Source organism: Terriglobales bacterium (genome assembly GCA_035764005.1).
In the GTDB taxonomy this organism is placed as follows: Bacteria; Acidobacteriota; Terriglobia; order Terriglobales; family Acidobacteriaceae; genus Gp1-AA112.
Map to the genome: position 1 here is coordinate 26,174 of DASTZZ010000005.1, position 24,625 is coordinate 50,798.

General features: G+C 56.0%; 27 protein-coding genes. 18 read left to right on the forward strand and 9 right to left on the reverse strand.

Annotated elements, in window-relative coordinates; translation table 11 throughout:
• Nucleotides 1-5 precede the first annotated feature (5 nt).
• Together VFU50_00755 and VFU50_00760 are read left to right on the forward strand one after the other, a co-directional pair.
• Nucleotides 6-851 carry an ABC transporter ATP-binding protein gene (locus VFU50_00755; GenBank protein HEU5231357.1) on the forward strand — a complete coding sequence of 282 codons (846 nt, stop codon included), beginning with the start codon at nt 6-8 and terminating at the stop codon, nt 849-851.
• A gap of 715 nt (nt 852-1,566) precedes the next feature.
• Complete coding sequence (locus VFU50_00760) at nt 1,567-2,451, forward strand: response regulator (GenBank protein HEU5231358.1); 885 nt, start codon at nt 1,567-1,569, stop codon at nt 2,449-2,451.
• 27 nt (nt 2,452-2,478) lie between these two features.
• Here the strand turns inward: VFU50_00760 and VFU50_00765 are convergent, their stop codons facing one another.
• Nucleotides 2,479-2,829 (reverse strand): hypothetical protein, encoded by a 351-nt coding sequence (locus VFU50_00765; protein HEU5231359.1) that lies wholly within the window; start codon nt 2,827-2,829, stop codon nt 2,479-2,481.
• Nucleotides 2,830-2,939: 110 nt separating this feature from the next.
• Between VFU50_00765 and VFU50_00770 the strand changes: the two genes are divergently transcribed.
• The 4 genes from VFU50_00770 (at nt 2,940) to VFU50_00785 (ending at nt 7,238) form a co-directional block, all read left to right on the forward strand.
• Nucleotides 2,940-3,845: a mechanosensitive ion channel family protein gene (locus VFU50_00770; GenBank protein ID HEU5231360.1), complete on the forward strand. Its 906-nt coding sequence runs from the start codon at nt 2,940-2,942 to the stop codon at nt 3,843-3,845.
• 1 nt (nt 3,846) lies between these two features.
• Complete coding sequence (locus VFU50_00775) at nt 3,847-4,638, forward strand: SDR family oxidoreductase (GenBank protein HEU5231361.1); 792 nt, start codon at nt 3,847-3,849, stop codon at nt 4,636-4,638.
• Nucleotides 4,639-4,751: 113 nt separating this feature from the next.
• On the forward strand, nt 4,752-6,356 hold the full coding sequence (gene hutH, locus VFU50_00780; protein HEU5231362.1) for a histidine ammonia-lyase: 1,605 nt from the start codon (nt 4,752-4,754) through the stop codon (nt 6,354-6,356).
• Between the two features lie 174 nt (nt 6,357-6,530).
• The gene (locus VFU50_00785; protein HEU5231363.1) at nt 6,531-7,238 is read left to right on the forward strand and encodes a hypothetical protein; all 708 of its coding nucleotides are present in this window, start codon (nt 6,531-6,533) and stop codon (nt 7,236-7,238) included.
• A 103-nt stretch (nt 7,239-7,341) separates the two neighbouring features.
• On the opposite strand, the gene VFU50_00790 is transcribed toward VFU50_00785, so the two are convergent.
• Nucleotides 7,342-7,677 carry a GYD domain-containing protein gene (locus tag VFU50_00790; protein HEU5231364.1) on the reverse strand — a complete coding sequence of 112 codons (336 nt, stop codon included), beginning with the start codon at nt 7,675-7,677 and terminating at the stop codon, nt 7,342-7,344.
• Between the two features lie 148 nt (nt 7,678-7,825).
• On the opposite strand from VFU50_00790, the gene VFU50_00795 reads away from it, so the two are divergent.
• Nucleotides 7,826-8,356, forward strand: coding sequence for a PadR family transcriptional regulator (locus VFU50_00795; GenBank protein ID HEU5231365.1), 531 nt, complete (start codon nt 7,826-7,828; stop codon nt 8,354-8,356).
• Entirely contained in the window at nt 8,349-8,975 is a 627-nt protein-coding gene (locus VFU50_00800) for an isoprenylcysteine carboxylmethyltransferase family protein (protein HEU5231366.1), read from the forward strand. The genes VFU50_00795 and VFU50_00800 overlap by 8 nt, the downstream gene beginning before the upstream one ends.
• A 25-nt stretch (nt 8,976-9,000) precedes the next feature.
• Here VFU50_00800 and VFU50_00805 read toward each other — a convergent pair whose 3' ends face one another.
• The 5 genes from VFU50_00805 to mtaB all read right to left on the reverse strand — a co-directional run bounded on the left by VFU50_00805 (nt 9,001) and on the right by mtaB (nt 13,991).
• Complete coding sequence (locus VFU50_00805) at nt 9,001-10,443, reverse strand: radical SAM protein (protein ID HEU5231367.1); 1,443 nt, start codon at nt 10,441-10,443, stop codon at nt 9,001-9,003.
• A 90-nt stretch (nt 10,444-10,533) separates the two neighbouring features.
• Nucleotides 10,534-10,953 (reverse strand): group III truncated hemoglobin, encoded by a 420-nt coding sequence (locus VFU50_00810; GenBank protein HEU5231368.1) that lies wholly within the window; start codon nt 10,951-10,953, stop codon nt 10,534-10,536.
• A gap of 57 nt (nt 10,954-11,010) precedes the next feature.
• The gene (locus tag VFU50_00815) at nt 11,011-11,409 is read right to left on the reverse strand and encodes a DUF1801 domain-containing protein (GenBank protein ID HEU5231369.1); all 399 of its coding nucleotides are present in this window, start codon (nt 11,407-11,409) and stop codon (nt 11,011-11,013) included.
• Between the two features lie 95 nt (nt 11,410-11,504).
• Complete coding sequence (locus VFU50_00820) at nt 11,505-12,380, reverse strand: rhamnogalacturonan acetylesterase (GenBank protein HEU5231370.1); 876 nt, start codon at nt 12,378-12,380, stop codon at nt 11,505-11,507.
• A 261-nt stretch (nt 12,381-12,641) separates the two neighbouring features.
• A complete protein-coding gene (gene mtaB, locus VFU50_00825; protein HEU5231371.1) occupies nt 12,642-13,991 on the reverse strand; it encodes a tRNA (N(6)-L-threonylcarbamoyladenosine(37)-C(2))-methylthiotransferase MtaB in 1,350 nt (449 codons plus the stop codon).
• Nucleotides 13,992-14,135: 144 nt separating this feature from the next.
• On the opposite strand from mtaB, the gene VFU50_00830 reads away from it, so the two are divergent.
• Nucleotides 14,136-14,597, forward strand: a complete 462-nt coding sequence (locus VFU50_00830) for a response regulator (protein ID HEU5231372.1) — start codon at nt 14,136-14,138, stop codon at nt 14,595-14,597.
• Nucleotides 14,598-15,015: 418 nt separating this feature from the next.
• On the opposite strand, the gene VFU50_00835 is transcribed toward VFU50_00830, so the two are convergent.
• Both VFU50_00835 and rpsU read right to left on the reverse strand, forming a co-directional pair.
• Nucleotides 15,016-15,324, reverse strand: coding sequence for a zinc-ribbon domain containing protein (locus VFU50_00835; protein ID HEU5231373.1), 309 nt, complete (start codon nt 15,322-15,324; stop codon nt 15,016-15,018).
• 201 nt (nt 15,325-15,525) lie between these two features.
• The gene (gene rpsU / locus VFU50_00840; protein HEU5231374.1) at nt 15,526-15,723 is read right to left on the reverse strand and encodes a 30S ribosomal protein S21; all 198 of its coding nucleotides are present in this window, start codon (nt 15,721-15,723) and stop codon (nt 15,526-15,528) included.
• Between the two features lie 244 nt (nt 15,724-15,967).
• On the opposite strand from rpsU, the gene VFU50_00845 reads away from it, so the two are divergent.
• The 9 genes from VFU50_00845 to rpoZ all read left to right on the forward strand — a co-directional run bounded on the left by VFU50_00845 (nt 15,968) and on the right by rpoZ (nt 24,579).
• Entirely contained in the window at nt 15,968-16,330 is a 363-nt protein-coding gene (locus VFU50_00845; protein ID HEU5231375.1) for a gamma carbonic anhydrase family protein, read from the forward strand.
• 14 nt (nt 16,331-16,344) lie between these two features.
• Nucleotides 16,345-16,509 (forward strand): hypothetical protein, encoded by a 165-nt coding sequence (locus tag VFU50_00850; protein ID HEU5231376.1) that lies wholly within the window; start codon nt 16,345-16,347, stop codon nt 16,507-16,509.
• A gap of 183 nt (nt 16,510-16,692) precedes the next feature.
• Nucleotides 16,693-17,982, forward strand: coding sequence for a histidine--tRNA ligase (gene hisS / locus VFU50_00855; GenBank protein HEU5231377.1), 1,290 nt, complete (start codon nt 16,693-16,695; stop codon nt 17,980-17,982).
• A gap of 230 nt (nt 17,983-18,212) precedes the next feature.
• Nucleotides 18,213-19,199 carry an FAD:protein FMN transferase gene (locus VFU50_00860; protein ID HEU5231378.1) on the forward strand — a complete coding sequence of 329 codons (987 nt, stop codon included), beginning with the start codon at nt 18,213-18,215 and terminating at the stop codon, nt 19,197-19,199.
• Complete coding sequence (locus tag VFU50_00865; GenBank protein HEU5231379.1) at nt 19,196-20,434, forward strand: Gfo/Idh/MocA family oxidoreductase; 1,239 nt, start codon at nt 19,196-19,198, stop codon at nt 20,432-20,434. The genes VFU50_00860 and VFU50_00865 overlap by 4 nt, the downstream gene beginning before the upstream one ends.
• Nucleotides 20,435-20,790: 356 nt before the next feature.
• Nucleotides 20,791-22,557: an ABC transporter ATP-binding protein gene (locus VFU50_00870; protein HEU5231380.1), complete on the forward strand. Its 1,767-nt coding sequence runs from the start codon at nt 20,791-20,793 to the stop codon at nt 22,555-22,557.
• A gap of 29 nt (nt 22,558-22,586) precedes the next feature.
• Nucleotides 22,587-23,474 carry a YicC/YloC family endoribonuclease gene (locus VFU50_00875; GenBank protein HEU5231381.1) on the forward strand — a complete coding sequence of 296 codons (888 nt, stop codon included), beginning with the start codon at nt 22,587-22,589 and terminating at the stop codon, nt 23,472-23,474.
• Nucleotides 23,475-23,635: 161 nt separating this feature from the next.
• Nucleotides 23,636-24,343: a guanylate kinase gene (gene gmk / locus VFU50_00880; GenBank protein HEU5231382.1), complete on the forward strand. Its 708-nt coding sequence runs from the start codon at nt 23,636-23,638 to the stop codon at nt 24,341-24,343.
• A gap of 14 nt (nt 24,344-24,357) precedes the next feature.
• Nucleotides 24,358-24,579 carry a DNA-directed RNA polymerase subunit omega gene (rpoZ, locus tag VFU50_00885; protein HEU5231383.1) on the forward strand — a complete coding sequence of 74 codons (222 nt, stop codon included), beginning with the start codon at nt 24,358-24,360 and terminating at the stop codon, nt 24,577-24,579.
• Nucleotides 24,580-24,625: the final 46 nt, after the last annotated feature.

A 24,625-nucleotide genomic window follows, 5' to 3' on the forward strand; every position in this document is an offset into this window, starting at 1 on the left:
TGCCAATGCCGAACCGCAACACAATTGAGGAAGCAATCGCGCCGTCGGAAAGCTTGTATTCCACGAGTGCTCCACTGCTTTCGCTCGCGATCTCGGCCGACTATCCTGGCAAGCCTGGCGTGCTCCGCGACCTCCGGCTCGAGATGCAGCCGGGCGAAATTCTCGGATTAGTTGGAGAGAGCGGCTCAGGGAAGAGCACTCTGGCGTTGAGCATTCTTCGCCTGCTGGAGTTAAAAGGTGGGAAGAGCACTGGGAGCGTGCGCCTGAATGGACGCGAACTCATGACTCTGTCCCAGGCCGCAATGCGCAACGTGCGCGGCCGGGACATTGGTTTGGTGCTGCAAAGTCCGATGTCGTCGCTGAATCCGGCATTGAAGATTGAAACGCAGATGTATGAAACCTGGGCTGCCCACAAGCCGGGCACTCGCAGGGAATGCACGCCGCGTTTTCTCGAATTGCTTCGCACTCTCAATTTGGATGTCGACGCCAAGTTTCTCCAAAGAAAACCAGCGCAGCTTAGTGTTGGACAGGCACAGCGCGTGATGATCGCAATGGCGATAATGCATCACCCGTCGCTGCTGATTGCCGACGAGTGCACCAGCGCGCTGGATTTGATTACACAGAAGGAAGTGCTGAACATCTTTCGCAAACTCAGCCAGGATATCGGAACAGGCATTCTGTTCATCTCGCACGACCTATTAACGGTCTCAGCTCTCTGCCAGCGTGTGGCCATTCTCTATAAAGGTGAATTGGCTGAAATCGGATCGACCAAAGAGATTCTTCGTTGCCCCAGGCATGCGTACACGCAGGAACTCATCAAAGCTCTTCCCATTCCGGAACAGGTACGCTGAACCAGCTACTCTGGCAGGCGCGGATTGGCACTCCGTGACGGCAACCCTCATACAACCCCTACCTCTAAGTAAACAGCCACACTTTTCTTAGGAGGATCATCGATGCGAAATCTCTTATGCATGGCTGTGCTGCTGTTGAGCGCAGCCTGGGTTGCAGCTCAAAGTAGTTCGACGTATCCGTCGAGTTCCAGCTCGAGCAATCAGTCTGCAAGCAGCTCAAGCCAGACAACACCAAGCAGCTCACAAACCCCAAGTAGTTCGACCTCAACCAACTCAAGCAACGCAGGTGAAACTAAAGTCGAAGGCTGTCTGAATTCGTCGAACGGCAGCTACACTCTTACTGCACGTGACGGCACCACGTATCAACTTAGCGGTGACACATCACAGTTGGCCGACCATGTTGGTCATGAAGTTCAGATCACCGGGACGACGAGCTCCTCATCGGCTTCGTCAACATCGCCGAGCAGCTCCAGCAGCACAAGCCCGGCATCTTCTGGTGGCATGAGCAGCTCGAGTCAGCCGACGTTGAATGTAATTTCCATGAAACATATTTCTAAGACCTGCAGTGCAGGCTCGTCCTCTCGCTAGTCACTCCTTCAGACACATGCCCAGCCTCAAAAAGCTGGGCTTTCTTTTATAAAAACTGCAGTGCAAGTTTTTTCTGCTGCAGCAGCTTTGTTTGCATCTAACTGGTCGTGAAAGGCGGCTGAGTTACTTGCAATCCATAAAAACGCGCGTTTTATTCGTTGATGATGAAGCCGGAATCCGATTAACGCTTCCCGCTATCCTGGAGCATGAGGGCTTCGTCGTCTCCGTTGCCGCGTCGGTGCCGGAAGCGCTTGAGATCATGAATCATCAGACATTCGATGTGCTCCTTACCGATCTCAACATTGGAGCGCCCGCCGACGGATTCATTCTGGTAAGCGCGATGCGCAAGATTCAGCCAGCCACTGCGACTTTCATCCTGACCGGATATCCCGACTTTCAAACCGCGCTCGAAGCTATTCGCAAACAGGTCGATGACTACTTCGTTAAGCCCGCAGACATTCCGACCTTAGTCTCGACTCTGAAAGACAAGATCCATCGACCTCGCGAACTCTGCCAAACGCCGTGCAAGCGCTTGTCCACGGTAATTCGGGAAAATTCAAACGCAATCATCGAGCACTGGTTGCGAGAAGTCGGCGAGGATGAACGGCTTAAGTCGATTCCCATCAGCAAGGCCGCTCGTATCGATCACTTTCCCGATCTACTCGCTGATCTTGCAAACGTGCTCGCCACGGGCGACGTCCAGGTGTCACAAACGTCCTTGACTACGGCGGCTGTGCATGGCGTAGACCGTGCCCAGCAGGGCTACACCATCCCGCAGCTCATTGCAGAAACGCGTCTGCTTCACCGCGTAATCGCTACCTGCCTTCAGAAGAACCTGCTGAGCATGGATTTGAGCGCTCTCATTCCGGACGCGCTGAAAGTTGGCGAGTACTTGCAGGCTCTACTGGAAGAATCTATTCGCACGTTTCAAGGGACAGACTCGGTCATTAAACCTGCCCCACGGGCCGCGAGCACCGGTGCGAAAGCAGAGAGCAGAGCCAAGGCGGGTTAGTGGATTGAATTGGCCGAAACTCGCTCCCTAGTAACTGCCCTTCATTTTTTCTTTTACTGATTTCGCCAGCTTCTCAATTTCATCGGCTTTTTTGATGACATCGAGCGAGAGCGTGTGCTCGTTGCTTTTGTCGACAGACTCCTTTAACTCGGTAGCGAGCTTGAGCAGGCGGTCGGTGTCCTTCTGCAGATTGGCCTGGCGCTGCTTGTTGAGCGCCTTCTCGCGGTCGTGCTCCATCTTCTCTTCCATCGGGTCTTTGGGTTTCTCGCGTCCGAATTGTGGATTCTGAGATCCTGTGGGGAAAGGATCCTGCGTCTGCGCCGATGCCGCAGGGACGAGAAGACAGGAAGCAAGACACGCGATGAGACAGTTGCGCACGAGCACCTCAAGCGATTGCGGATTGTGCCGATTATAAATTGCTGCGACTGCGCGCCACAGCGGCGCCAGCCGCTTTCTCGCTATAATCCGAGTTCGCTCTCCTCGAATTCATGCACTTTATAACTTCAGAAATTCTCGCGGAGCCCATCTGGGGACGGGTGGTTTCCGGCTGGCACGACGATCTCGCGAACTGGCTTCGCTCGAAGCTACCGCCAATCGTCGTCATTCTGATCGTTGCCGTGATCCTGACCCGACTGCTTGGGTTGATAACAAGAAAACTTCAGCAATTCAGCACACGCGAAGAGCTTCCCAGCCGCATTCGAGCTCAGCAATTGCGGACGCTCGCCGCGGTTATCCATAGCGTCGGCATTTTCATCATTTATTTTCTTGCGCTGCTCCAGATTCTCGAGAAGCTCGATGTCAACGTAGGACCTTTTCTAGCCAGCGCTGGGATCGCGGGTTTGGCGATTGGATTTGGGGCGCAGACCCTTGTCCACGACGTAATCAACGGGTTCTTCATAATCCTGGAGAACATCTACGACATCGGCGACGTGGTGAAAATCGCCGGTGTACAAGGCACGGTTGAGTACATGTCGCTGCGTAAGACCGTTCTGCGCGATGACACCGGCGCGCTGCATTCGGTCCCAAACAGTGAGGTGAAGATCATCTCGAACATGACGCGCGATTGGGCGCAGGTCGCGCTGCATGTCTCCGTCGATTACAGTGAAAGTTCGGATCGCGTGATTCAGTTGCTGAAGCAAGTTGGCGAGGAATTGGAGAACGATCCTGAATACGGGCAGTACATCGTCTCGCATCCGGAAGTTCCGGGCATTGAGCGCGTGAGTGGATCAGAAGTTGATTACCTGATGGTCACGAAAACGCGTCCGGGCAAGCAGTATGCGATCCGCCGCGAGCTGCGCCGGCGGATCAAAGCATGTTTTGAACGCAACAAGATCAAAGCTGGAGCTCCGAATCGCATGTACGTCATGGATGCTCCTCCGGCCACGCAAAGCTGAGATGGACACAGGACTCAAGAATAAAGTCGTACTGCTTACGGGATCGAGCGAAGGCATCGCCCGCGCTGCTGCAGAACGCTTTGCTGCGGAGGGCGCGCGTCTCGCGATGTGCTCGCGCAGTGAGGCGAAGTTGCGCAAAGCCGTGGACGATATCCGCGCGCGCCACAATTCGGAAATTCTCGCGGAAACGATGGACGTCACGAACTTCAATGCAGTCCAGCAATTCGTCAAGAAGGTGGCGGAAAAGTTCGGCAGTATCGATGTGTGTCTTGCGAACTCCGGAGGGCCTCCAGCTAAGAACTTTCTTTCCATTGAACTCGAGGAGTGGCGGCGAAATACCGACCTGATCTTTCTTAGCGTCGTAAATTTAGCCAAAGCGATCATTCCTTACATGCAGAAGGCGGGCGGCGGCCGTTTCATTGCGGTTACGTCCACCTCAGTGAAAGGTTCGATTCCCGATTTGGTCTTGTCGAACGCGATCCGTCCGGCTGTTGTCGGACTGCTGAAGAGCCTTTCTATTGAATTTGGTAAGTACAACATCACCTTCAACAACGTTGCTCCCGGATATACAGCAACGGAACGTCTGAACGAGTTAGCCGGAACCAGAGCTCTGGCAGCGAACGTCAGCATCGGTGAAATCCATCAGAAGTGGTCGGAAGAGATTCCACTGCGCCGACTGGCTCGACCGGAGGAAGTTGCGGATGCGATCGTCTGGCTCGCAAGCGATCGGGCATCGTACGTGACCGGGCAGACGATTCTGGTGGATGGGGGAAGGTATCCGGGAGTGGCGTGAAAACAAGCTGCCAGCCGCCAGCTACCAGCTTCCAGTCAAGACTTGTGTTCTGTGATGCCTGGAAGTCGATTGGGTTTAGCTGGAAGCTGGTAGCTGGAAGCTGGTAGCTGATTTTGACCGCTCTTCACATCGACGGCGAACATCTCACGCTGGCAGACCTGCGTGCGGTCGTATCCGACCGCCGTCCTGTTTTGCTTGCTCCCGATGCCCGTGAAAAAGTCGCGGCCTCGCGTCGAGTGATCGATGATCTTGTGCGCGACAACCGAGTTGCTTATGCGGTGACGACTGGCGTCGGAAAGCTCAGCGATGTCCGCATCGCTCCCGAGCAGATTCGCGAGTTGCAGATAAATCTGCTGCGCTCTCACGCGGTTGGGGTCGGAGCTCCTCTTTCAGAGCCGGTGGTGCGAGCGATGATTTTGCTGCGCGCCAACTCGCTCGCAAAGGGTTTCTCCGGCGTACGCCCGATCGTGATCGATACCCTGTGTGCAATGCTAAATCGCGGAGTGCATCCAATCGTCCCTTCGCAGGGAAGTGTTGGCGCGAGCGGTGACCTCGCTCCCCTGGCACATCTCGCGCTCGTACTGGCCGGAGAAGGCGAGGCTGTCTTTGAACGACATCGCCTGCCGGGAGCCGAAGCCATGACGGCAGCGCAGGTGAAGCCAATTGCGCTGGAAGCAAAGGAAGCTATCTCGCTCATCAACGGCACGCAGGCGATGCTCGCGATCGGCACGCTCTCGTTGATTGCTGCCGAAATTTTGGTCGATAGCGCCGATGTGCTTGGCTCGCTCACGCTGGATGCCTTGCGGGGGACGACGGTCGCCATGGACGAACGCATTCAGCGCGCCCGTCCTCATGCGGGACAGCTCGCGAGTGCGCGCAACGTGCGCCGCCTGCTCGAAGGCAGCGAGATTCGTCAATCGCACATCGATTGCAAACGCGTGCAGGATGCGTACTCTTTGCGCTGTATTCCCCAGGTGCACGGCGCGGTGCGCGACACTCTGACGTTCTGCCGCGGCGTGTTCGAAATTGAGATGAACGCGGCCGTCGACAATCCACTGGTTTTCGCTGCTCCGCGGGATCATCGCGAACCGCTGCGTCCATCTAAAGTCCTGGCAATTGACGATCGTCGCACCCACGAAACAATCAACGAGCAGTCCGACTTGGGGCAGGTGCTCTCAGGCGGCAACTTCCATGGTGAGCCAATTGCCTTTGCGCTCGATTACCTGGCAATTGCCTTAACGGCGCTCGCGGGCATCTCTGAGCGGCGGATCGAGCGCATGGTGAATCCCGCGCTCAATGAAGGACTGCCGGCGTTTCTCGCGGTCGGCGCCGGTCTCAATTCCGGATTCATGATGCCGCAGGTCACCGCCGCTGCGCTGGCCAGCGAAAACAAAGTGCTGGCCCATCCCGCTTCGGTGGACTCAATCACCACCAGCGGCAACAAGGAAGACTACGTCTCGATGGGAATGACTGCCGCCCTTAAACTGCAGCGAGTCGTCGAAAACACCACGCACGTGCTGGCGATCGAAGCGGCTGCAGCCGCACAGGCAGTCGAATTTCTCGCACCGCTCAAGACGAGTCCACGACTGCAGAAAGTCCACGCCGCCATTCGGGAGACGAGTGCGAGAGTGGAGCACGATCGCGTGCTTGCCGGTGACTTCGCCAAACTCGCCGAACTGATTCGATCAGGAAAGTTGGCGCGCGCCATCTCCGAGTAGGACCGCCTTGCAAGGGTGTTCGCCTTAGGACTAAAGGAAAGTCTGGCTGAAATATTTACATTCTCCAGTACAGGAAGCTCTTTGTTTTCAACGGATGCTTCTGGTATTGCGCTTGCATTTCCGACAGCGAGGTACTGCGCGCAGGCACAAGGACGCGCAGGCTACAGGAGAGTGATGAAGTTCCCCAAGTGCATTTCCGGTTTTGGGCTGGCTGCGCTAATTCTCGTGGGCGCAGGTTGCAGCAAGCAGATGGCGACACCTGCGAGCGCTGCGCTCAAGAACAGTGATCAACCCGGTGCGGCTGCACCGTTCACCAACAAGGAGGCTGAAAACGCCGAGCAGCCGAAAAGTGCAACCGGTTCGCTCGTTCCTCAGGAAGTTGTGATTCCGTCAGGCACGGCCATTACTGTGCGGCTGCAGAATGCAGTTTCGAGTGCGACTTCGCGCCCTGGCGATCAATTTGAGGCTACGCTCGATCAGCCCATCACGGTCGACGGTCAGACCGTTGCCCCGGAGGGAGCGCACGTGATTGGCCGCGTTGTGGCGGCGCGCCGCTCAGGACGACTGACGCATCCTGGTTACCTCCGCATCGCTTTATCCTCGGTAGACGTGAATGGGAAGGCGATTCCAATTCAAAGTTCGAGCGTAATGGTGGCCGGCGCTTCGCATAAGCGGCGAAACCTTGCCTGGATCGGCGGCGGTGCAGGAGGAGGTGCGCTCATCGGCGCGATCGCCAGCGGCGGCACCGGAGCATTGATCGGCAGCGCCATCGGCGCAGCCGGCGGAACAAGCGCTGCGTACGCGACCGGCAAGAAAGACGTAGGATTTGGCCCAGAACGTCGGTTGACCTTCCGCCTCACACGTCCAGCGACGATAGCCTAAGTAAATTTTCTCCCGCTAAAAAATCCGGAAGCGACATGTCGCTTCCGGATTTTGTTTGCCGGCTTACCAACTCAACTAGCCATTACAGAGGACTTGTCGCTGTTCAGGCGGCGCTCGCAACCGCCGATTTGTATCCAGCCTTGCTCGCCCGACGCATGGCTTCCACAGCTTCCGCACTCGTCAGCAGCGGCGTGGTCTGGACTGTCTTGCATGCTCCGCCGGCCGCAAATGCCATCGCAATGGCAGCCGCGCTCACGTTATCGGGAAACTCCACAACTCCAACTATGTCGTAGCCACCGAAGCTGAACCAGAAATTCTGGATCTTGCCTCCCATGTTCTCGATTGGCTGGCGCACGATCTGAGTGCGGTCCTGCGGGTTCTTCACCAGAGCCGCCCAGCCCTCGGCCGAATAGGCAACTTGCATTAGATATTGGGGCATTGCGATCTCCTTTCGGATGGCAATATTCCCACTGCGATCGGCGTGCGTCAATAAATTCTTCCATGCGTACAGCAAGTGCTTGCTTGCGAGTAATGCCTGCTATTCGAATTGACGGCGCTCTGTTTAATAGATCATTATTGACATAATCATGACTGACCTAATAATCTTGTCCACGCTGCTGGCAGGACCGAAGCATGGATATCAGCTCAAGCGCGAGGCGGGAATGATCCTGGGACAGGGCGTTCTGCATAACAACCTCGTATATCCGCTGCTGCGCCGCTTCATGGACGAAGGCTGGGTGACTCGGCGGGAGACCGCAGGAGAACGAGGCCAAACGCGGCTTCGGTATGCGATCACCGCCTCAGGAAGACGAGAGCTGGTTGCCAAGCTGAGCGCTTTCAGCGATCAGGAGGCGCGCTCATCCGACGCTTTTCGATTACGCGTTGCTCTCTTTCAATTGCTCAACCCGCAGGTACGCGAGTGCATTCTTGAACGAAGAAAGAAACATCTCAGCGCGCGTCTTCAACATTTGGAGATCTTGGAACAGAACTTTTCGCTAAATCACTACGCCGCAGAGGTGATATCGCACTTCTCGGCAGAAACCAAATCGGAGTTGAAGTGGATCCAACGCCTGCACTCGGCTGGGAAGTCACAGAAGAAGGAGGCACGAAATGCATAAACTCACGCTCTGGCAATGGAATCTTTGTTGCTGGTATGTGTGGATGATTGTGTGGGGCATTGCCGCGCTGAGGCGCAAGGCCGACAAAACAGTAGAACCGTTAACCAATCGGTTGGCCTACGCTCTCTTGCTTGCGTTTGGTTTTGCGTTGCTGTTTTCGCGCTCGCTGCCACTGGGTCCATTGCGCGTCCGATTTGCGCCTCCGACAGAGTGGCTTCAGTTGCTCGGTCTCGCTGTCATGTATGTCGGTGTGGCGCTGGCGATTTGGGCACGCATCACGATTTCCGACAATTGGAGCGGACGAATCACCGTCAAGGTCGGACATCAACTCGTGACGTCAGGTCCGTATGCGTTCGTGCGGCATCCGATCTACACCGGGCTCCTGACGTGTGCAATCGGAACGGCGCTGCAAGTCGGTGAATGGCGCGGCTTAGCGGCGATCCCGATCGTTGCGGTTGGATGCACCATCAAGGCAAAGAAAGAAGAGCGGTACATGAACAAAGAATTTGGCGAGCGCTACAGCCAATATCGCCAGAGAACAGGATTTCTGATACCTCGACTAGTAGCAAGCTCCGAAGTGGACAGCCCAAATCGGCGTTCCTCCCAAGCCGGAGCTTAGAGGCTCAGAAGCTTAGAAGCTTCCCTCAATCAAACCACTCCGCCGCAGCGAATTGCGGAGTGGATCTTGCTGATTCACTTCGGGTGCCGTTCTGGGAAGTCATTTGCTCATTCCGAAAGTGGTCGAGAACCGACTCCAAAAACGGAAGCACGCGGTTGACCTGCTTTGCGCGGATGATCAGATCCCATAATGGTTCGAACTTCTTCCATGCTCCCGCATACGCGAGATGCCGAAAACGCGGAATCCACGAAGGCTTGGTCCAGGCGCCGCGAAGGATAGAACCCCAACGGTAGAAATCGTCGTAGGCACGCCAGTATCCCTCTTCCAATTCTTCCGGCCGCAGACGCTTCGGACGGAAGACGCAATGGCGCGTGTCGTAGTCATCCCAATTGCTATGCAGTAAGCGTCCTTCGCTGACCATCCGGTGATACAGAGCTGTGCTTGGATACGGGGTAAGGATGTGAAACGTCGCCGTTTCAATCCCCTGGCTGATCGCCCACTCCACTGTGCGCTCGAAAACGCTGCTATCGTCATGATCCATGCCAAAGACGAAGCTGCCGTTGACCATTACGCCCAGATCGTGCAGACGCCGGATAGCAGCGCTGTAGTCACGGCGAATGTTCTGCACTTTCCTTTGCTCATGAAGGTTTTCGACATCCGTAGTTTCGAAGCCAACAAAGAGGCTCCGTAAACCACAAGTCACGGCCTTTTCGAGCAAGTCTGGCGCGAGTACGGAATTGACGGTCCCTGCCGCTTGCCACAATCTACCCATGCCGCGCATGCCTTCGAAGAGCGCAGCGGCGAAGCGCACGTTGCCGAAGAGGTGATCGTCGAGAAAATAGAGATGTTTGCCGGGTAGCCGCTCGATCTGCGATAGCGCTGCGTCGACAGTTTGCGTGTAGAACGATTTTCCGCCGCGAAAGAATGCTTCCTTGTAACAGAAATCGCAGACATAAGGGCATCCGCGCGACACGACGATTGAATTCGGCACCAGATACAAATGCCGTTTGATCAGATCGCGGCGAACGGGAGGTATGCCGAGCAACGTTCGGTTGGCTGACTGATACCGCCCTTGCGCCTGGCCCGCGCGCAAATCCTTCAGAAATTGTGGCCACGTGTCCTCGCCAGGACCGAGGAAGATCGTGTCAGCGTGTACGGCGGCTTCGTCGGGCAGAGAGGTGACGTGCAGCCCTCCGAGCACGACGTAACAGCCTTTCGCACGATACGCGTCGGCAAGGCGATACGCGCGCAGCGCCGAGGTTATGTACACCTGGATCACGACCAGATCAGGAGCATCGTCGGTGCGCAACTTCTCAACATGTTCATCCGTGATGGTGACCTCGTCATCGGCAGCGGCATAGGCCGCGAGCGTCGCTAATCCGAGCGGGGGAAACAGCGAGTACTTGATCGGCCGAAACAGCGGGCTTTTTGCTTCCGTCAACGCCGGCAGGATCATCTTGATACGCATCGACTTGCATCTTATCGCATAGTACTTTGTAATGTAAAGTAATGTCGCAAGCGATCACGAATGAAGATCAAGATCAAATATGAGAGCTGTTCAGTTGGGACTTACAACTTCTGCCGCTGGAAAATCGTGGTACAGATCGATTGCCGAAAGCAGGCGCTCAGCCATGAATTCCGCCTTCTTTATGAATATTTCGGCGTGCGCCTGGTCGAGTAGTTCGGAAGTGGTCACCCTCCAGAGGGCGAGCCAGCGATCGAAATGATGTTGATTGAGCCGAGGCAGCTCTATGTGCACCTGCATGGGATTTCCCTTGTAGCGGCGCGAGGCGAGCACCACAGTGGACCAGAAGTCAGACATCTTGGTCAGATGTTCTTCCCACTGGTCGCCGATGGCGCGGGCAAAAACCGGGCTCAGAAGCTCGTCCTGACGGAGGCGCGAGTAAAAACAATCGACAAGTTCTTTGATCTGTTCTTCGCTTGGGAGACTGACAGTCGGAGGAGTGGAATACTGCATTCGGGTTCAATTGAAATGAGAGCTGCCTCTAAAGATGACCTAATGATCCCAGAAGATTCAAGCTTTTTGATGTACCTGCGCCAATCGCTTCTTGACGATCTGCTTTACGAGCGCGACAGGCAGTGGTTTTTCGATTGGGAACTGAATCGTTCCTTTGGACGTGACGAACCCCTCGATTTCGTCCTTCATTTCTTTGAGCACTGCACCGCCGGGAAACAGACTGCAGTGATGCGCAAATGCTGCATACCAGACCAGTATTTTCTTCTGTTTGAATGCTGGAATGCCATAACTGATCACCTCGGTTGCATCCCTCGGCACGACGGAGCGGATGGTCGAGCGCATCTTCGTCAGCATCTCTCGGCCTGGCCCGTTGATGCTTTCGAGGTACTCATCCACTGTCTTTGAGCGATTGCTCGCTTTTGATCTTGAACTGCGCTTGGGTTGCTGCTTTTTCATGCGCACCTACTATGTCGATGTCTCGACGAACGCCAAAACCAAGAGCAAACACGAAGTTCAAAGAGCAAGACGGCGGAGGCCCGAAGACTGCTTCACTATTTTGAAGCGCTCGCCGCGGCCACATCTTTCGCTTGACCGGAGAAAAAAATTGCCAGTGGATCATTCGTCAGGCCCTTCAAAGCGCTGATAACTGCTTCAGCGTTTAGCTCAGCACCAGCGAGTGTGGTGTGCGTATGTTCATCCCCGAAGAGCGGGTCCACCTTGTCCGGTCCCAGCTGCTCATAGCGAGCGGCGATGATGTTATTCAGGTCTAGAAAGGGAACACCTTCTGCTTTCGCTACCTCTGCGGCCCAACCGGCGTAGTCGGAGCCGTCGCGTACGATTTTGCCGTCCTTCCATATCTTTCGCGGAATCTGTGAGCAAATCATCGGAATGGCGCCTTTGGCCTTGGTGTCGGAAACGTATTTCCGCAAGTACCAACCGTAGGTGTGGACGGTTTCGTGTTGCTTGGTAAGGAGATTGTCGATCTCCTGAATCTCGTCTCCAGTGCCACGAAGCGAGCCGCGCGCGCGACTGTCGTCATTGATGGGTCCGCCATCGTTGTGCCCGAACTGGATCATCACGAAATCACCGGGTCGCAGGGCAGCAACGACCGGGTCCCAATGTCCTTGCGTAATGAAGGTGCGGCTGCTGCGCCCGCCTAACGCCCAGTTCACCACGTTGATTCTTGCCGGATCGAAATATTTGCCGACGAGATCGCCCCAGCCCCACTGTCCGTTAGCGCCATCGCCTCGGCCATTGCGCACCGTCGAGTCGCCCACGATGTACAACGTCGGCAGCTTCGGATTGGCCGGCTGCTTATTAATAGGCAAGCGATTCTGCTGCGGATCAGGCCCTTGAGCCCAAAACGGCACGCTGAATGTAAACAGAAGGAGGATCAGGTGAGGGAACCGTCGTTGAATAGATCTCATCGATTTTTCACGAGATTAGGTCAGTACCGTCCGCGGTAGCGGATGGGTAGGTTATCGTTCATATGCCTCCGCTTGCACCGCAAGCGTACACAAAGAAAGTTGAGTTTAGAGGCTCAGACCGTTACAGCGGAGTATTTATTCTCATTTTGCGCTGCGCAATCCGGAATAGATCGAGATTGCACGAAATCAAGGCGATTCGTAGCAATTGCTGGAAGAATTGGAAGCGGCAAGAGGTCGGTTTCCGTGTCGCAAAACGAGCGTTTAGCGGCTCACTACTTCTCCTGAAAGTCCCTGCGCCGTAAGTGCATCCACGTGTACCTGGATCCAGCGATTTCGCTCCACTTCATGCGTAAGCTGCACGTTCAAGTAATTGTCCGTGAGCGCCTCGGTTCCAGCATCGCTGGTGCGAGCGAGGGTGATTGCCGGTAGAGTTCGCCCGATGAAGCTCAGTCGAAATCCAACATTCTTCGCGGCAGCCACTTCGCGCATGATTCGACTGCGAGCATGGGCCACTTGAATCGGAACTTGATCGGGCATGCTTGCGGCGGGAGTACCTGGACGCGGCGAATAGGTGAAGACGTGCAGATATGTGAACGGTAGGCGTTTCACGAATTCGAGCGATTCCCGAAATAGGTCATCCGTTTCGCCGGGGAATCCGACCATGACGTCGGCGCCGATGGCAGCGTGGGGCATTGCTTTACGGATCTTCTCGATTTTGTCTGCGTAGTGCCAAGGCCGATATTTGCGATGCATCTTGCGGAGAATCGCGTCGCTGCCGGACTGCAGAGGAACGTGCGCGTGCTTGGCGACGCGAGGCGAAGATGCTACCAACTCGATCAGTTCGTCAGTCCAGTCCATCGGCTCGACTGAACTCAGGCGCAGCTTTTCCATCGAAGTACGTTCCAGAACCGTCCGCAGAAGATCGGGGAAGTGCTCCGGATTCTCGAAATCCCGTCCCCAGCGCCCGAGATTGATTCCCGAAATGACAACTTCCCGATAGCCCGCGTTCTCCAGCACGTGCAGTTCTTGTAGGACCGTTTCGGTCGGCAAAGATCGGCTCTGCCCGCGAACGAACGGAATCACGCAAAACGAGCAACGGTTGTCGCAGCCGTCCTGAATCTTCAAATTGGGACGTGTGCGTTCGATGCTGTCGAACACCGGTGCGGCTTGCAGCTCGGTATGCGCAAAGATGTCGCTGGCGTAAATCGTTCCGCGAAAGCTTGAATCGTTCTGCCCTGCATTGAAATGGCGCAAGGGCAGGAAGTTCGGATCGTGTCTGTCCGCAACGATCTTCCCAATCTGATGCTTGTGCGAATTTCCTACAACCCAGGTGACGCCATCGAGCGCCGCGATTTCTTCAGGTGCGCGCTGGGCATAGCAACCCGTAACCAATATTTGTGCCGCTGGTTGCTCGCGGCGAACGCGGCGGATGGCGGCGCGAGCGTCCTGGTCGGCGGCGGCGGTGACGGTGCAAGTATTTAGAACGATGACCTCGGCTTCCGTGGGAGAGGTTACGCGCGCGAGTCCGCGATCGGCGAGTTGGCGTTCGATGGCGGAGCCGTCGGCCTGCTGCGCCCGACAACCAAAGTTCACGATGTAGTAACCCGCCACGGTGTTATCATAGCTTCTGAAACGGGGTGCTTGCTCCACCTCACAACCTTTGTCGCGGTAACTTGCATCAGAGCTACTCTGGATCGGCAGCGATCCACGGTACGCACGATCGGCTGGGTACCGGTAATCCCCCTGGAGCCTTCGATGAAACGTCGCATCCTGCTGGTTGATGACGAACTCGCAATTCTGCTCACGCTGAAAGCTATTCTCGAAATCAACGGATTCGAAGTGGAAACCGCCGCCTCGGCAAAAGAGGCTAAGAGCCGCCTTGCGGAAAACGCCTACCAGATGGTCATCACCGACATGCGGATGGAGACCGAAACCGCCGGCTATGACGTGATCCGCGAAGCCAAGAAGAAAGATTACGACCCCGCCGTCGCCATCCTTACGGCGTTCCCTCTGTTAGGCAGTGACTGGAAAGAAGAGGGCGCCGACTCCATGTTGGTGAAGCCCATGAACACCAACGACCTGCTTCGTCAGATCGAAGCCCTGCTCATTGCCCACGAAGACAAGCGTCAAGACCGCCAGAACAATACCGCCGCCTTAAAAAAAAAGTCGGTTAGCGGCATCCGCGAGACCAGAAGCGCGGTAGCGCGGCAGTCGTAAACAGGCTGTCGGCTTTCGGCCATCGGCTAGAACCCAAAACACGACGCGGATTTCGCGGACGCTTCGCGCGCAGATTTGTGCGGAAGAATTCTCCAAGAAATTTAGGTTCTCCCTAGAACTTGTCATCCCTCGCGCAGCCGCGAGGCGCCAGTGATCTCATAAATTTGCTGTTGCTGCGCGAGGGATCTGCTTTTGCTTCTCTGATGGCGTAACAGCAGATCCCTTGCGCCGGAAACGCTAGTCCTCGAAGTTCTGACAGCTTCGCTGCGTCGCAAGGGATGACAGTGCGAGAGGAGAAGACAATTCGCGGAAGGAGGGAACAGTACCAAGCGAAAATGAACATACCAATCCCGTTTCCGCGTGAATCCGCGCGCGAAGCGTCCGCGCAATCCGCGTCGTGTTTTGGGTTGCGTTTGTCTTACGCCGTAGCGCCGGCTGCACGACGCTGCTGGAAGCATTCGCGGCAGAAGACCGGACGTCCCTGCGTTGGCTTAAACGGGACGGTGGTCTCTTTTCCGCAATGCGAACAGCTCGTGCGCGTCTCCACCTTCTGATAGGTGTTCGCGGGAGTCGCGCCTACCGCAGCGATGCGTTTGGCCTTGCAGGGCTTGCAGCGCTTGGGCTCGTTCTTGAATTGTTTGTCGTGGAAGAAAAGTTGTTCGCCGGCGGTGAAGAGAAACTCAGAGCCGCAATCGATGCACTTGAGCAGCCTGTCCTGGAATTCCATGTGAGAAGCCCCCGTCCTTCCTGCGAAATACGTGGCTCCTCCGCTGGCGAGCGGGGAGGCACTCGCAGGACTTGTTCCCAACCTCAGGTTCGGCCCTCCGTTCCCATTTCGAGAACGGCTTACAACTGAACTTCTTGTGGCGGCTGCCGGTCTGGATACGGCAAGGGCCGCTCTCTTGAGCGGCCCTCTTTGTACAGGCTGTTAATCCTGTTCTTTGCGAACCTTCTTCCGGTTCCGCTTGCGAGCCAGCGCTTGTTTTACGCGCTTCTTCTCGCCGGGTTTCAGATAGAAAGAATGCCGCTTTACCTCTTTAATAATGTCTTCCGTTTGGACCTTGCGTTTGAAGCGGCGGAGGGCGTTTTCCAACGGTTCTCCCTCTTGAACTCTAACTTCCGCCAATACCTACACCCCCAGACTTTTCCTGTTTGGATTGGGTAGTTATTGCAGTCTTTCATGTGCAAGTCAAGCACAATCGGAGAGCACAACTACCGCCATAGTAGTATCTCACCTGTAGCGTTCAACGGAGCGGAATCCAGGTGGGACTCGCTCCTCAGATCTGCCGGCCGGCAGGTCCGTTTAGGGAAATCAATACTATTCGTTACGCCTCGAGCAAGTCAGGAACTGCTTACAAATAAGGAGAGGAATGATACGCAGTTATCAGGGCATTAGGCCCACGATTCCAGACTCATGCTATGTAGATGAATCTGCACAGGTTATTGGAGACGTCGTGCTCGGCGAGCAAGCCAGCATTTGGATGAACGCCGTCGTTCGTGGCGATGTGCATTCCATCCGGATCGGAGCCTATTCCAATGTTCAGGACTGCAGCGTGCTCCACGGTATGCGCAATCAGTACTCTGTGAACGTCGGAGAATGGGTCACAGTCGGCCACAACGTCACGCTGCACGGCTGCACGATCGAAGACACCTGCCTGATCGGTATGGGCTCGGTAATCCTGAACAACACGCGAGTCGGCCGCGGCTCGATCATCGCCGCGCCGGGACAGTGATTCCCGAAAACACCGTGATCGAACCCAACTCGCTGGTAATGGGCGTTCCCGGAAAGGTCCGCAAAAAGCTCGAGCCCAAAGATGAAGAGATGATTCTGCGCTACGCGAGAAATTACTTGGATTACACAAAGATATACTTGCGTGAGCGGAGCGTGACCACCCTGCGAAAGCAGGATTGAACACGGAGGACACGGAGGGCGCAGAGTTTTCCCGTGCGGAGGCCCCCGCGCTTCCTCGTGATCAGCGTATTTTTCCTCAGACACAACATCGAATTGTCTGTTTTTATTTTCCTCTGTGACCTCCGTGTCCTCCGTGTTCAATCCTCCAGTCGCATGGTTAAATGAAATCTAGGTGACTCTCAATTGACGATCAAGGCCGTGCGCGGCACGCGCGATCTGCTGCCACCGGAGACTGCGCTGTGGAACCGCGTGGAACAGACTGCGCGCGAGGTCTTCGCGCTCTACAACTTCTCGGAAATTCGCACTCCCATTTTTGAAGATACGCAGCTCTTTGCTCGCGGAGTCGGTGAAGCTACCGACATCGTCTCGAAGGAGATGTACACATGGGAAGACCGGGCTCGCGCGCAATCCGAGAAAGCGCAGTCTCTGACACTGCGGCCGGAAAACACAGCCGGCGTTGTGCGCGCCTACATCGAGCACAAGCTATGGGAACGTCCCGGACTGCAGAAGCTGTACTACATCGGCCCGCAGTTTCGCCGCGAGCGTCCGCAGAAGGGAAGATATCGACAGTTCTACCAAATCGGTGCTGAGGTAATTGGACCTCCTACGGCGGGAAGCGAGTCGCCTGCGCGCGATGCTGAAGTTCTGCAGATGTTGGTAATGCTGCTGAATCGCTTGCAGATCAAGGATTGGACTCTGCAGTTGAATTCGGTGGGGTCGTCGAGCAGCCGTCCTGCCTTCAACGAAGCGTTGCGGAAATCGCTGAGCGGAGTGGTCGATCGCATGTGCGCCGATTGCCAGCGCCGTGCGGTGACGAATCCCCTGCGTGTCTTTGACTGTAAAGTTCCTGAAGACCAGCCCATCATCGAAAAACTTCCGCGCATTACAGGCTTTCTCGACGAAGCCGATCGCAAACACTTCGAGCAAGTTCAAGATATTCTGCGCGCGACGGGTGTTCCATTCGTGATCAACGATCGTCTCGTCCGCGGCCTCGACTACTACACGCGCACCGCTTTCGAGTTCACGCAGGGTAGCCTCGGAGCTCAGAATGCCATTCTGGGAGGCGGGCGGTACGATGGCCTTTCCGAAGCTCTCGGCGGACCACACGCTCCGGGAATCGGGTTTGCCATCGGCGAGGATCGATTCGTGATGGCGTTGGCTGCAACGTCGGGAACAGACGTTCCCGAATCGGTACCACAGGCTTACATTGCTCCACTAGGTGAAGGGATGAATGTCGCAGCAGCGAAACTGGCTTCTGAGCTTCGGACAGCAGGAGTTCGCGTTGAACTGGGCGACGAGAGTTTCCGGTTAAAGAAATCCTTCGAGATCGCCGAGAAGCTGGGGATTGAGAATGTGATCATCGTCGGCGAGGATGAAACTAAGAGCGGCGAATACTCGGTCAAGAATCTCAAGACCGGCGAGCAGCAGAAGATGGGGACGACGGAGATAGCCGAACGGAACCGGCGGCGGTAGCCGGTGGGGCAGCCGCGGTTTGTGCGGCTGCGCATGTTTCGAGACTGCGCGCAACGTCTGTTAACTCGTTGTTGGGCTTGACGCCCAACAACGACCCACCGGCTACCGCCGCCGGTTCTGTTGCCCGGTACCCCGCAGTTTTTCGCTATGCGAAGCGTTCAATCTTGCTCCGCTCAGAGTTGGTATGCTGAGTTCACGGGCTGGGCGGCCCATTTGATATCGCGGAATCGATGAGGATCTTCAGCCAGTCGCGAAACGCCATGGGCACGGTCTTCGCGATCCATCTTTACGCTGAAAGCGAAGCAGAGGCTCTGAGTTTCTTCGAGGTCGCGTTCGAAGAAGTTGACCGGCTCGAAGAGACGCTCAGCAAGTTCCGCCTATCGAGCGAGATCTGCCGCATCAACCGGCTTGCGGCATCACAGCCTGTCACTACGGATCCCGAAGTTTTTTCGCTCGTTGATGAGTCGTTGCGATATTCCGAACAAACCGGCGGTGCATTCGATATTACAGTCGGCCCGCTGATGCGTACCTGGGGGTTCTTTCGCGCCGAAGGTCACTTTCCCAATATCGATGACCTGAACGCAGCCCGAGAACGTACCGGCTTCGAAAAGATTGTTCTCGATCACGGTACTCGCACGATCCAGTTTGGTGTTCCCGGAATGGAGCTCGACTTGGGAGCAATTGGGAAAGGCTACGCGGTAGACCGCGCGGTCGATGTTCTTCGTGAGGCAGCCGTAAACGCGGCGCTGGTGGTCGCAGGGTCCAGCACGGTATATGCCCTAGGAGCTCCGCCGGGAGAACAAGGTTGGAAAGTCCATGTGCCCGATCCACTCGATCGGACGCGCAAGATTTCCACCGTGAAGCTTCTGGATCAGGCGATCTCGACGTCGGGCAGCTACGAAAAGTTCTTCGAGCTGGACGGGCGAAGGTACTGCCACGTAATGGATCCCAGAACGGGAATGCCCGTCGAGGGTGTTGTGCAAACCACGCTGATTGGAACCGATGGAGCGATGACGGACGCGCTCTCGAATGCGCTATTTGTTCTCGGAGCCGATGGCGACACATTGATTTCGAAATTTCAGTACGTCAGCGCTTTATCCGTGCTGACGGATAGTTCGGCATCACGCATTCTGAAATGGAACTGGCCGGACGCTGCTATCGAGCGAAGTGAAATTATCGGTTTCAAACCACGGTATGGGAGGGCTCAGGCATCATGAATCGGCGGGAGTTTATAGGGCGCACGGCAGGAGCAGTAGGCGGAGCATTGCTGCTCGGGGGCTCAGAACAACTGTTCAGCGCCCCCTCTGACCAGATAAATCTTGGCATCATTGGTGTCGGCAGCCGCGGCCAGCAGCTGATGCGTACCTTCCTTCGCGTGCCCGGCGTGCGCTTCGCTGGACTCTGCGACGTCTATGAGCCGCGCTTTTCGGCCGGTCGCAAGATCACAGGAGAGAACACGCCCATTTATCACGACCACCGCGAGCTCCTCAATGCGCGCGACATTGACGCGGTAATCGTCTCAACGCCGCTGTCTTTCCACGCCGACCACATCACTGCCGTGCTGGAAAGTGGACACCATGTTTACGGCGAAAAGAGCATGGCGCTCACCGTCGATGGATGCAATCGCATTCGAGAGACGGTAAAGCGCTCGGGCAAGCACTATCAGGTTGGACTCCAATATCACTATGCTCCCTGGTATCGCGAAGTGCTGAGCCGCATCCAGGCCGGCAAGTTGGGCAAGATCACGCAGATCTACGCCTATTGGCATCGCAACAACAGTTGGCGACGTCCGGTGCCCGCAGGAGCAGACGAAAAGCTAGCGCGGTTGATCAACTGGAGGCTCTACAAGGAATATTCCGGCGGGCTCGTCGCCGAGCTCGGGTCGCATCACATCAACTTCGCAAATGAAGTTTTCGGCGGTATGCCGAAGTCAGTCATTGGCAGCGGCGGAGTGGATTACTGGAAAGACGGTCGCGAAACCGACGATAACGTACAAGTCACCTACCGCTATCCCAGCGGGCAGACGCTGTTCTTCAGTGCAATCACTACCAATCGCCTCGATGGCGATCAGATTCGCGTCTACGGAACCGACGGCAGTGCCGTTCTCACCGAAGCCGATGGAACTATCTACTACGAACCCAAGCGTCCCGAATCAGCGGTACAGCAGGAAACGATAGTTCAACACGGCATCGTCACTGGCGCAACGTATCGCTCAGAACTTCCGTATCGCGGTGTAGGCGAGCCAGTCCCGGTTCCAGCCGACAAAATGGGCAGCCCCGATTATCTCGCGTGCGCTTCGTTCATCGATGCCCTACGCGCGAACAAACGTCCTGAAGCAGACGAAGACAAAGCCTGGAATGAAGGCATTGCCGTTTGCCTCGGAAACCAGGCGATTGCCCAAGGCCAGCGTTTGAAACTTGACGAGCATCTGGCCAAAGCTGCCGCTGCTTAGTACAGAACCGCCGCCAGTTTCGCCGGAGAGCATGGCCAGCCTTACGACCGGCGCTTCCACGGACTCTGCGCTCAGCGTTACCGTAACGCTGAGCTTTTACCAGCGCTAAAGCGCAATCGTTGAGCGCTCGTTTGGACGACGCTCACGCGTCGCCGCCGATTAAAAGTCGGGGGCTTCCACCTTCGAACCTGTACCTGACTCGACAGCTCGCACTTAAGCTTCCTTATTCTCATTCTGCTCAGAAAAAGCCTTAAACTGCTAGTTTGGATTCCGCCTCTCAGCCCGAATCTCATCCCCGCCGACTTCTCCGGATCCTGCATTACGTCCGCCCGTATTCGCTGGCGGTTCTGGGATCGGTGATTCTGCTGGCCGCGGTGGGTTTGTTTGACGCCTTCCGGGTTGTGCTCGTCAAGCCGATTTTCGACGGAGTCCTGAAACCTGAGGAACTTACGCGCGATCTGCTGTTGTTCCGCGTTCGAGGACACGATATTTACCTGCACCAATTTCTACCCAGCTATTTCCACAACGCCTGGACGATGGTTGCGGTAGCTCTGATCGGGGCCACAGTCCTCAAAGGTATCTGCGATTACCTGGGCACCTATCTGGTGAGCTATGCCGGGTTCGGAATGATTACCGACCTGCGGAATGAGCTTTTCCAGTCCATCCTGCGCCGGTCACTCGGATTTTTTCAGCGCCATTCCACGGGAACACTGCTCTCGACCATCATCAACGATGTTGAACGCGTGCAGTATGCGATGTCCACCGTGCTGGGCGAATTTCTTCAGCAGTTGTTCACCTTGATTTTCACTGCATGCGTGGTGGTGGTCTTTGGGGGGAAACTGGCTTGGGTTCTGGTGCTCTTTATTCCTATCGTCATTGCCTCCGTGCGTCGCATCGGACGCAGCGTGCGCCACACGACGAGGAAGGGTCAGGACAAACTCGCGGAAATTCAGCATTTGCTGCACGAGATCATCGCCGGCAATCGCATTGTGAAAGCATTCAATATGGAGCTGTGGGAGGCGATGCGCTTCCGTGGCGCCTCACGCCGACTCTTCCGTGCGAATCTGCGTTCCGTCAGCGCACAAGCAGTGAGTTCGCCGTTGATGGACATCATCGGTGCAGTGGCCATCGCTCTGCTGCTATTTATAGGCAGAGACCGCATTCGCGGCGGTTTCATGACTGAAGGTGCATTTTTTGCCTTCATCGTTGCGGTGTTTAAGCTCTACGATCCGGTTCGCAAGTTCGCGCAGTTTTACAACAACTTCCAGCAGGCGCTCGGCGCTTCGTCGACAATCTTCGACTTCATGGAAGTGGAAGACGATGTGAAAGACAAGCCCAACGCCGTCACGCTTCCACCGTTCAGAGACAGCATTCGGTTTGAAGCCGTCGATTTTTCCTATGACGATGAAGAAAGTGGACGCCAAGTCCTTCGCAACATCAATCTCGAAGTAAAAGCCGGAGAGATTGTTGCGATTGTCGGGCCGAGCGGAGCAGGGAAGTCCACGCTCGTCCGGTTGCTACCACGCTTCTTCGACGTGAGCACCGGTGCGATTTTGATCGACGGCCACGATCTGCGGGATGTGACCGTCCGCTCGCTGCGCAATCAGATTGGCCTGGTCACACAGGAAACCGTGCTTTTCAATGACACGGTGCGTAACAATATCGCCTACGGTCGCCCGAATGTTCCGATCGAACAGGTGCAGGCTGCGGCCAGAGCCGCACTGGCACACGATTTCATCATGCGTTTGCCTGCCGGTTATGACACTGTAATCGGCGAGCGAGGGATGAGGCTTTCAGGAGGCGAGCGTCAGCGCATCTCGATTGCTCGCGCTTTGTTGAAAGACTCGCCGATTCTCATTCTCGACGAAGCGACGTCAGCGCTCGATGCCGAGTCGGAAGTGCTGGTGCAATCTGCGCTGCAGAACCTTCTTCAGAATCGGACTGCATTCGTGATTGCTCATCGGCTCTCGACTGTGCGCAGCGCGAATCGCATTATCGTGATGGAGCACGGCACGATCTCCGACATCGGCTCCCACCACGAACTTTTGCAGCGATACGGAACTTATCAACGCCTGTACAATCTCCAGTTCGTTGAAATCGACAACGTCGCTGCATTGAAATGAGCGGCGAATCACGGGAGCCCACCTCGCGCATGCCTGTCCGATCCATGACCGGATACGCTCAGCTCACGCATCAGGTGAACGATCACCTCTCTTTTTCCCTCAGCCTCAAGTCCGTCAACCATCGTTTCCTCGATCTGCATTTCCGCATGCCCGCCGAGGCGAACGGTCTGGAGCTGAAGATGCGTCGCATGATCAAAGAGAAGATTGCGCGCGGGCACATCGAAGTTGGACTTTCTGTCCAGCACGGAGCTTCCGGCGGATTTCAGTTGAATCATGCGCTGGTCGACGGATATGTCCGCGCATTTCAGGAGGCGGCGGAGCGGCTTGGTCTTGTCTCCCAGCCTGATCTGAACGCGGTATTGCGGTTGCCTGGCGCATTGTCGGGCGACTCCGCTGAAATTGATGACGTGTTGGAGAACACGATCCTTGGGCGTACCGAGCAGTTGATTGAGCGCCTGAATCACATGCGTGAAGAGGAAGGGCGCGGAATTGAAACGGAACTGCGCGACCGCATGAGGTCCCTGGCTCATGGCGTTTCCGAAATTGGGAAACTGCGGGCGCTAGTCTCGCGCGCCTACCTCGAAAAAGTTCAATCGCGCATGAACGAGCTTATAGGCGGACACGCCGATCCGGATCGCGTCCTGCAAGAAGCCGCCATGCTGGCCGAGCGCAGCGACATCCAGGAAGAGGTAGTTCGTCTGGAGAACCACATCAAGCACTTCCATTCGCTGCTCGACTCCGGCGGCGAGGCCGGCAAAAAATTAGACTTCTTGTTGCAGGAGTTGAATCGGGAAGCGAACACGCTGTTGTCGAAGACGGCAGGAGTGTCAGGCGAAGGTTTGCGGATTACTGAGCTAGGATTATTGATCAAATCAGAGATCGAGAAAGCACGCGAGCAGGTGCAGAACGTCGAGTGAGGAAGGATCGAGTCATCGGGTGATCGCACCCTTGGGTCAGTACCGTCCGCGGTAGCGGATGGGTGTACGCGAGACCGACCCATCTGCTACCGCAGACGGTACTGACTTGGGTCCGCGATGACCCAACCTGCAATAGTGTTTTGGGCTAATACACGTCCTTCATGGCTGGCATCCTCTTCATCATCTCGGCTCCCTCAGGCTCAGGGAAATCTACGCTCGTCAACGAGCTGCGCTCGATGGTACCCAATTTAGACTTTTCGATTTCATATACGACGCGTCCGCCACGTGGCAGCGAGCAGAACGGCCGCGAATATTACTTCGTCACCCGCGTGGACTTTGAAAAGATGATTGCCGAAGATCGTTTTCTCGAATACGCAGAGGTCTTCGGCAACTACTATGGGACAGCCTGCCGCTTTCTCGATGAAGCGAAGCAGCGTGGCAAGGACCTGCTGCTCGATATCGACGTTCAGGGCGCAGCGCAGGTGCGCCAGAAAGTGCTCGACGCAGTGAGCATCTTCGTGATGCCTCCGAACAAGCACATCTTAGAGAGACGCCTTAGGAATCGCAGCCAAACCGATAAGGTTGACCCCAAGGTAATAGAGCGAAGACTTGAGAACGCGCAAAAGGAGATTGTGAATTACAAAGAATACGGCTATATTCTCGTGAACGAGATTCTGGACAAGGCAGTCGAAGAGCTGAAGGCCGTCGTCCTCTCCGAGCGAGTTCGTCGATCCGGCAAACAACCCACTCCTGACGAATGCAAACTGATTCGTCTTGCGGAAGGTTGTCTGTTGGCCAACAGCCACGAGAGAGTGCGTCCCGTTTTGGAATCCTTCCAGGCCGCTGCGTCCGGACCCCAACCCCGCTGAGGTACGTCAAAGCAATGGAACCCACGAAAGAGTTCGATAGTAAATATCGCTACATCCTCGTCGCCGCCCGCCGCGCCCGCCAGCTCCAGAACGGAGCCAGCGCACTGGTCGAGACCAACTCCCGCAAGGCGTGCCGTATCGCCCAGGATGAAATTGAAGCCGGCAAGGTTTCCTACGTCGTGCCCGAGCATACAGAAGTGACGGAAGTCCCCGCGCCGCAGCCGAGCGAAGAGTAACGTCTAAAACCCGACGCGGATTTCGCGGACCCTTCGGGCGCGGATC

What these genes read in the sequence shown, in the direction of transcription:
- VFU50_00835 (HEU5231373.1), bottom strand. Translation starts at nt 15,324, where the DNA reads ATGGAATTCCAGGACAGGCTGCTCAAGTGCATCGATTGCGGCTCTGAG.
- VFU50_00805 (HEU5231367.1), bottom strand. Translation starts at nt 10,443, where the DNA reads ATGCGTATCAAGATGATCCTGCCGGCGTTGACGGAAGCAAAAAGCCCG.
- VFU50_00830 (HEU5231372.1), top strand. Translation starts at nt 14,136, where the DNA reads ATGAAACGTCGCATCCTGCTGGTTGATGACGAACTCGCAATTCTGCTC.
- VFU50_00860 (HEU5231378.1), top strand. Translation starts at nt 18,213, where the DNA reads ATGAGGATCTTCAGCCAGTCGCGAAACGCCATGGGCACGGTCTTCGCG.
- VFU50_00820 (HEU5231370.1), bottom strand. Translation starts at nt 12,380, where the DNA reads ATGAGATCTATTCAACGACGGTTCCCTCACCTGATCCTCCTTCTGTTT.
- VFU50_00775 (HEU5231361.1), top strand. Translation starts at nt 3,847, where the DNA reads ATGGACACAGGACTCAAGAATAAAGTCGTACTGCTTACGGGATCGAGC.
- VFU50_00770 (HEU5231360.1), top strand. Translation starts at nt 2,940, where the DNA reads ATGCACTTTATAACTTCAGAAATTCTCGCGGAGCCCATCTGGGGACGG.
- VFU50_00790 (HEU5231364.1), bottom strand. Translation starts at nt 7,677, where the DNA reads ATGCCCCAATATCTAATGCAAGTTGCCTATTCGGCCGAGGGCTGGGCG.
- VFU50_00755 (HEU5231357.1), top strand. Translation starts at nt 6, where the DNA reads ATGCCGAACCGCAACACAATTGAGGAAGCAATCGCGCCGTCGGAAAGC.
- VFU50_00810 (HEU5231368.1), bottom strand. Translation starts at nt 10,953, where the DNA reads ATGCAGTATTCCACTCCTCCGACTGTCAGTCTCCCAAGCGAAGAACAG.
- VFU50_00875 (HEU5231381.1), top strand. Translation starts at nt 22,587, where the DNA reads ATGCCTGTCCGATCCATGACCGGATACGCTCAGCTCACGCATCAGGTG.
- rpoZ (HEU5231383.1), top strand. Translation starts at nt 24,358, where the DNA reads ATGGAACCCACGAAAGAGTTCGATAGTAAATATCGCTACATCCTCGTC.
- VFU50_00865 (HEU5231379.1), top strand. Translation starts at nt 19,196, where the DNA reads ATGAATCGGCGGGAGTTTATAGGGCGCACGGCAGGAGCAGTAGGCGGA.
- VFU50_00815 (HEU5231369.1), bottom strand. Translation starts at nt 11,409, where the DNA reads ATGAAAAAGCAGCAACCCAAGCGCAGTTCAAGATCAAAAGCGAGCAAT.
- VFU50_00845 (HEU5231375.1), top strand. Translation starts at nt 15,968, where the DNA reads ATGATACGCAGTTATCAGGGCATTAGGCCCACGATTCCAGACTCATGC.
- gmk (HEU5231382.1), top strand. Translation starts at nt 23,636, where the DNA reads ATGGCTGGCATCCTCTTCATCATCTCGGCTCCCTCAGGCTCAGGGAAA.
- VFU50_00785 (HEU5231363.1), top strand. Translation starts at nt 6,531, where the DNA reads ATGAAGTTCCCCAAGTGCATTTCCGGTTTTGGGCTGGCTGCGCTAATT.
- VFU50_00800 (HEU5231366.1), top strand. Translation starts at nt 8,349, where the DNA reads ATGCATAAACTCACGCTCTGGCAATGGAATCTTTGTTGCTGGTATGTG.
- VFU50_00795 (HEU5231365.1), top strand. Translation starts at nt 7,826, where the DNA reads ATGACTGACCTAATAATCTTGTCCACGCTGCTGGCAGGACCGAAGCAT.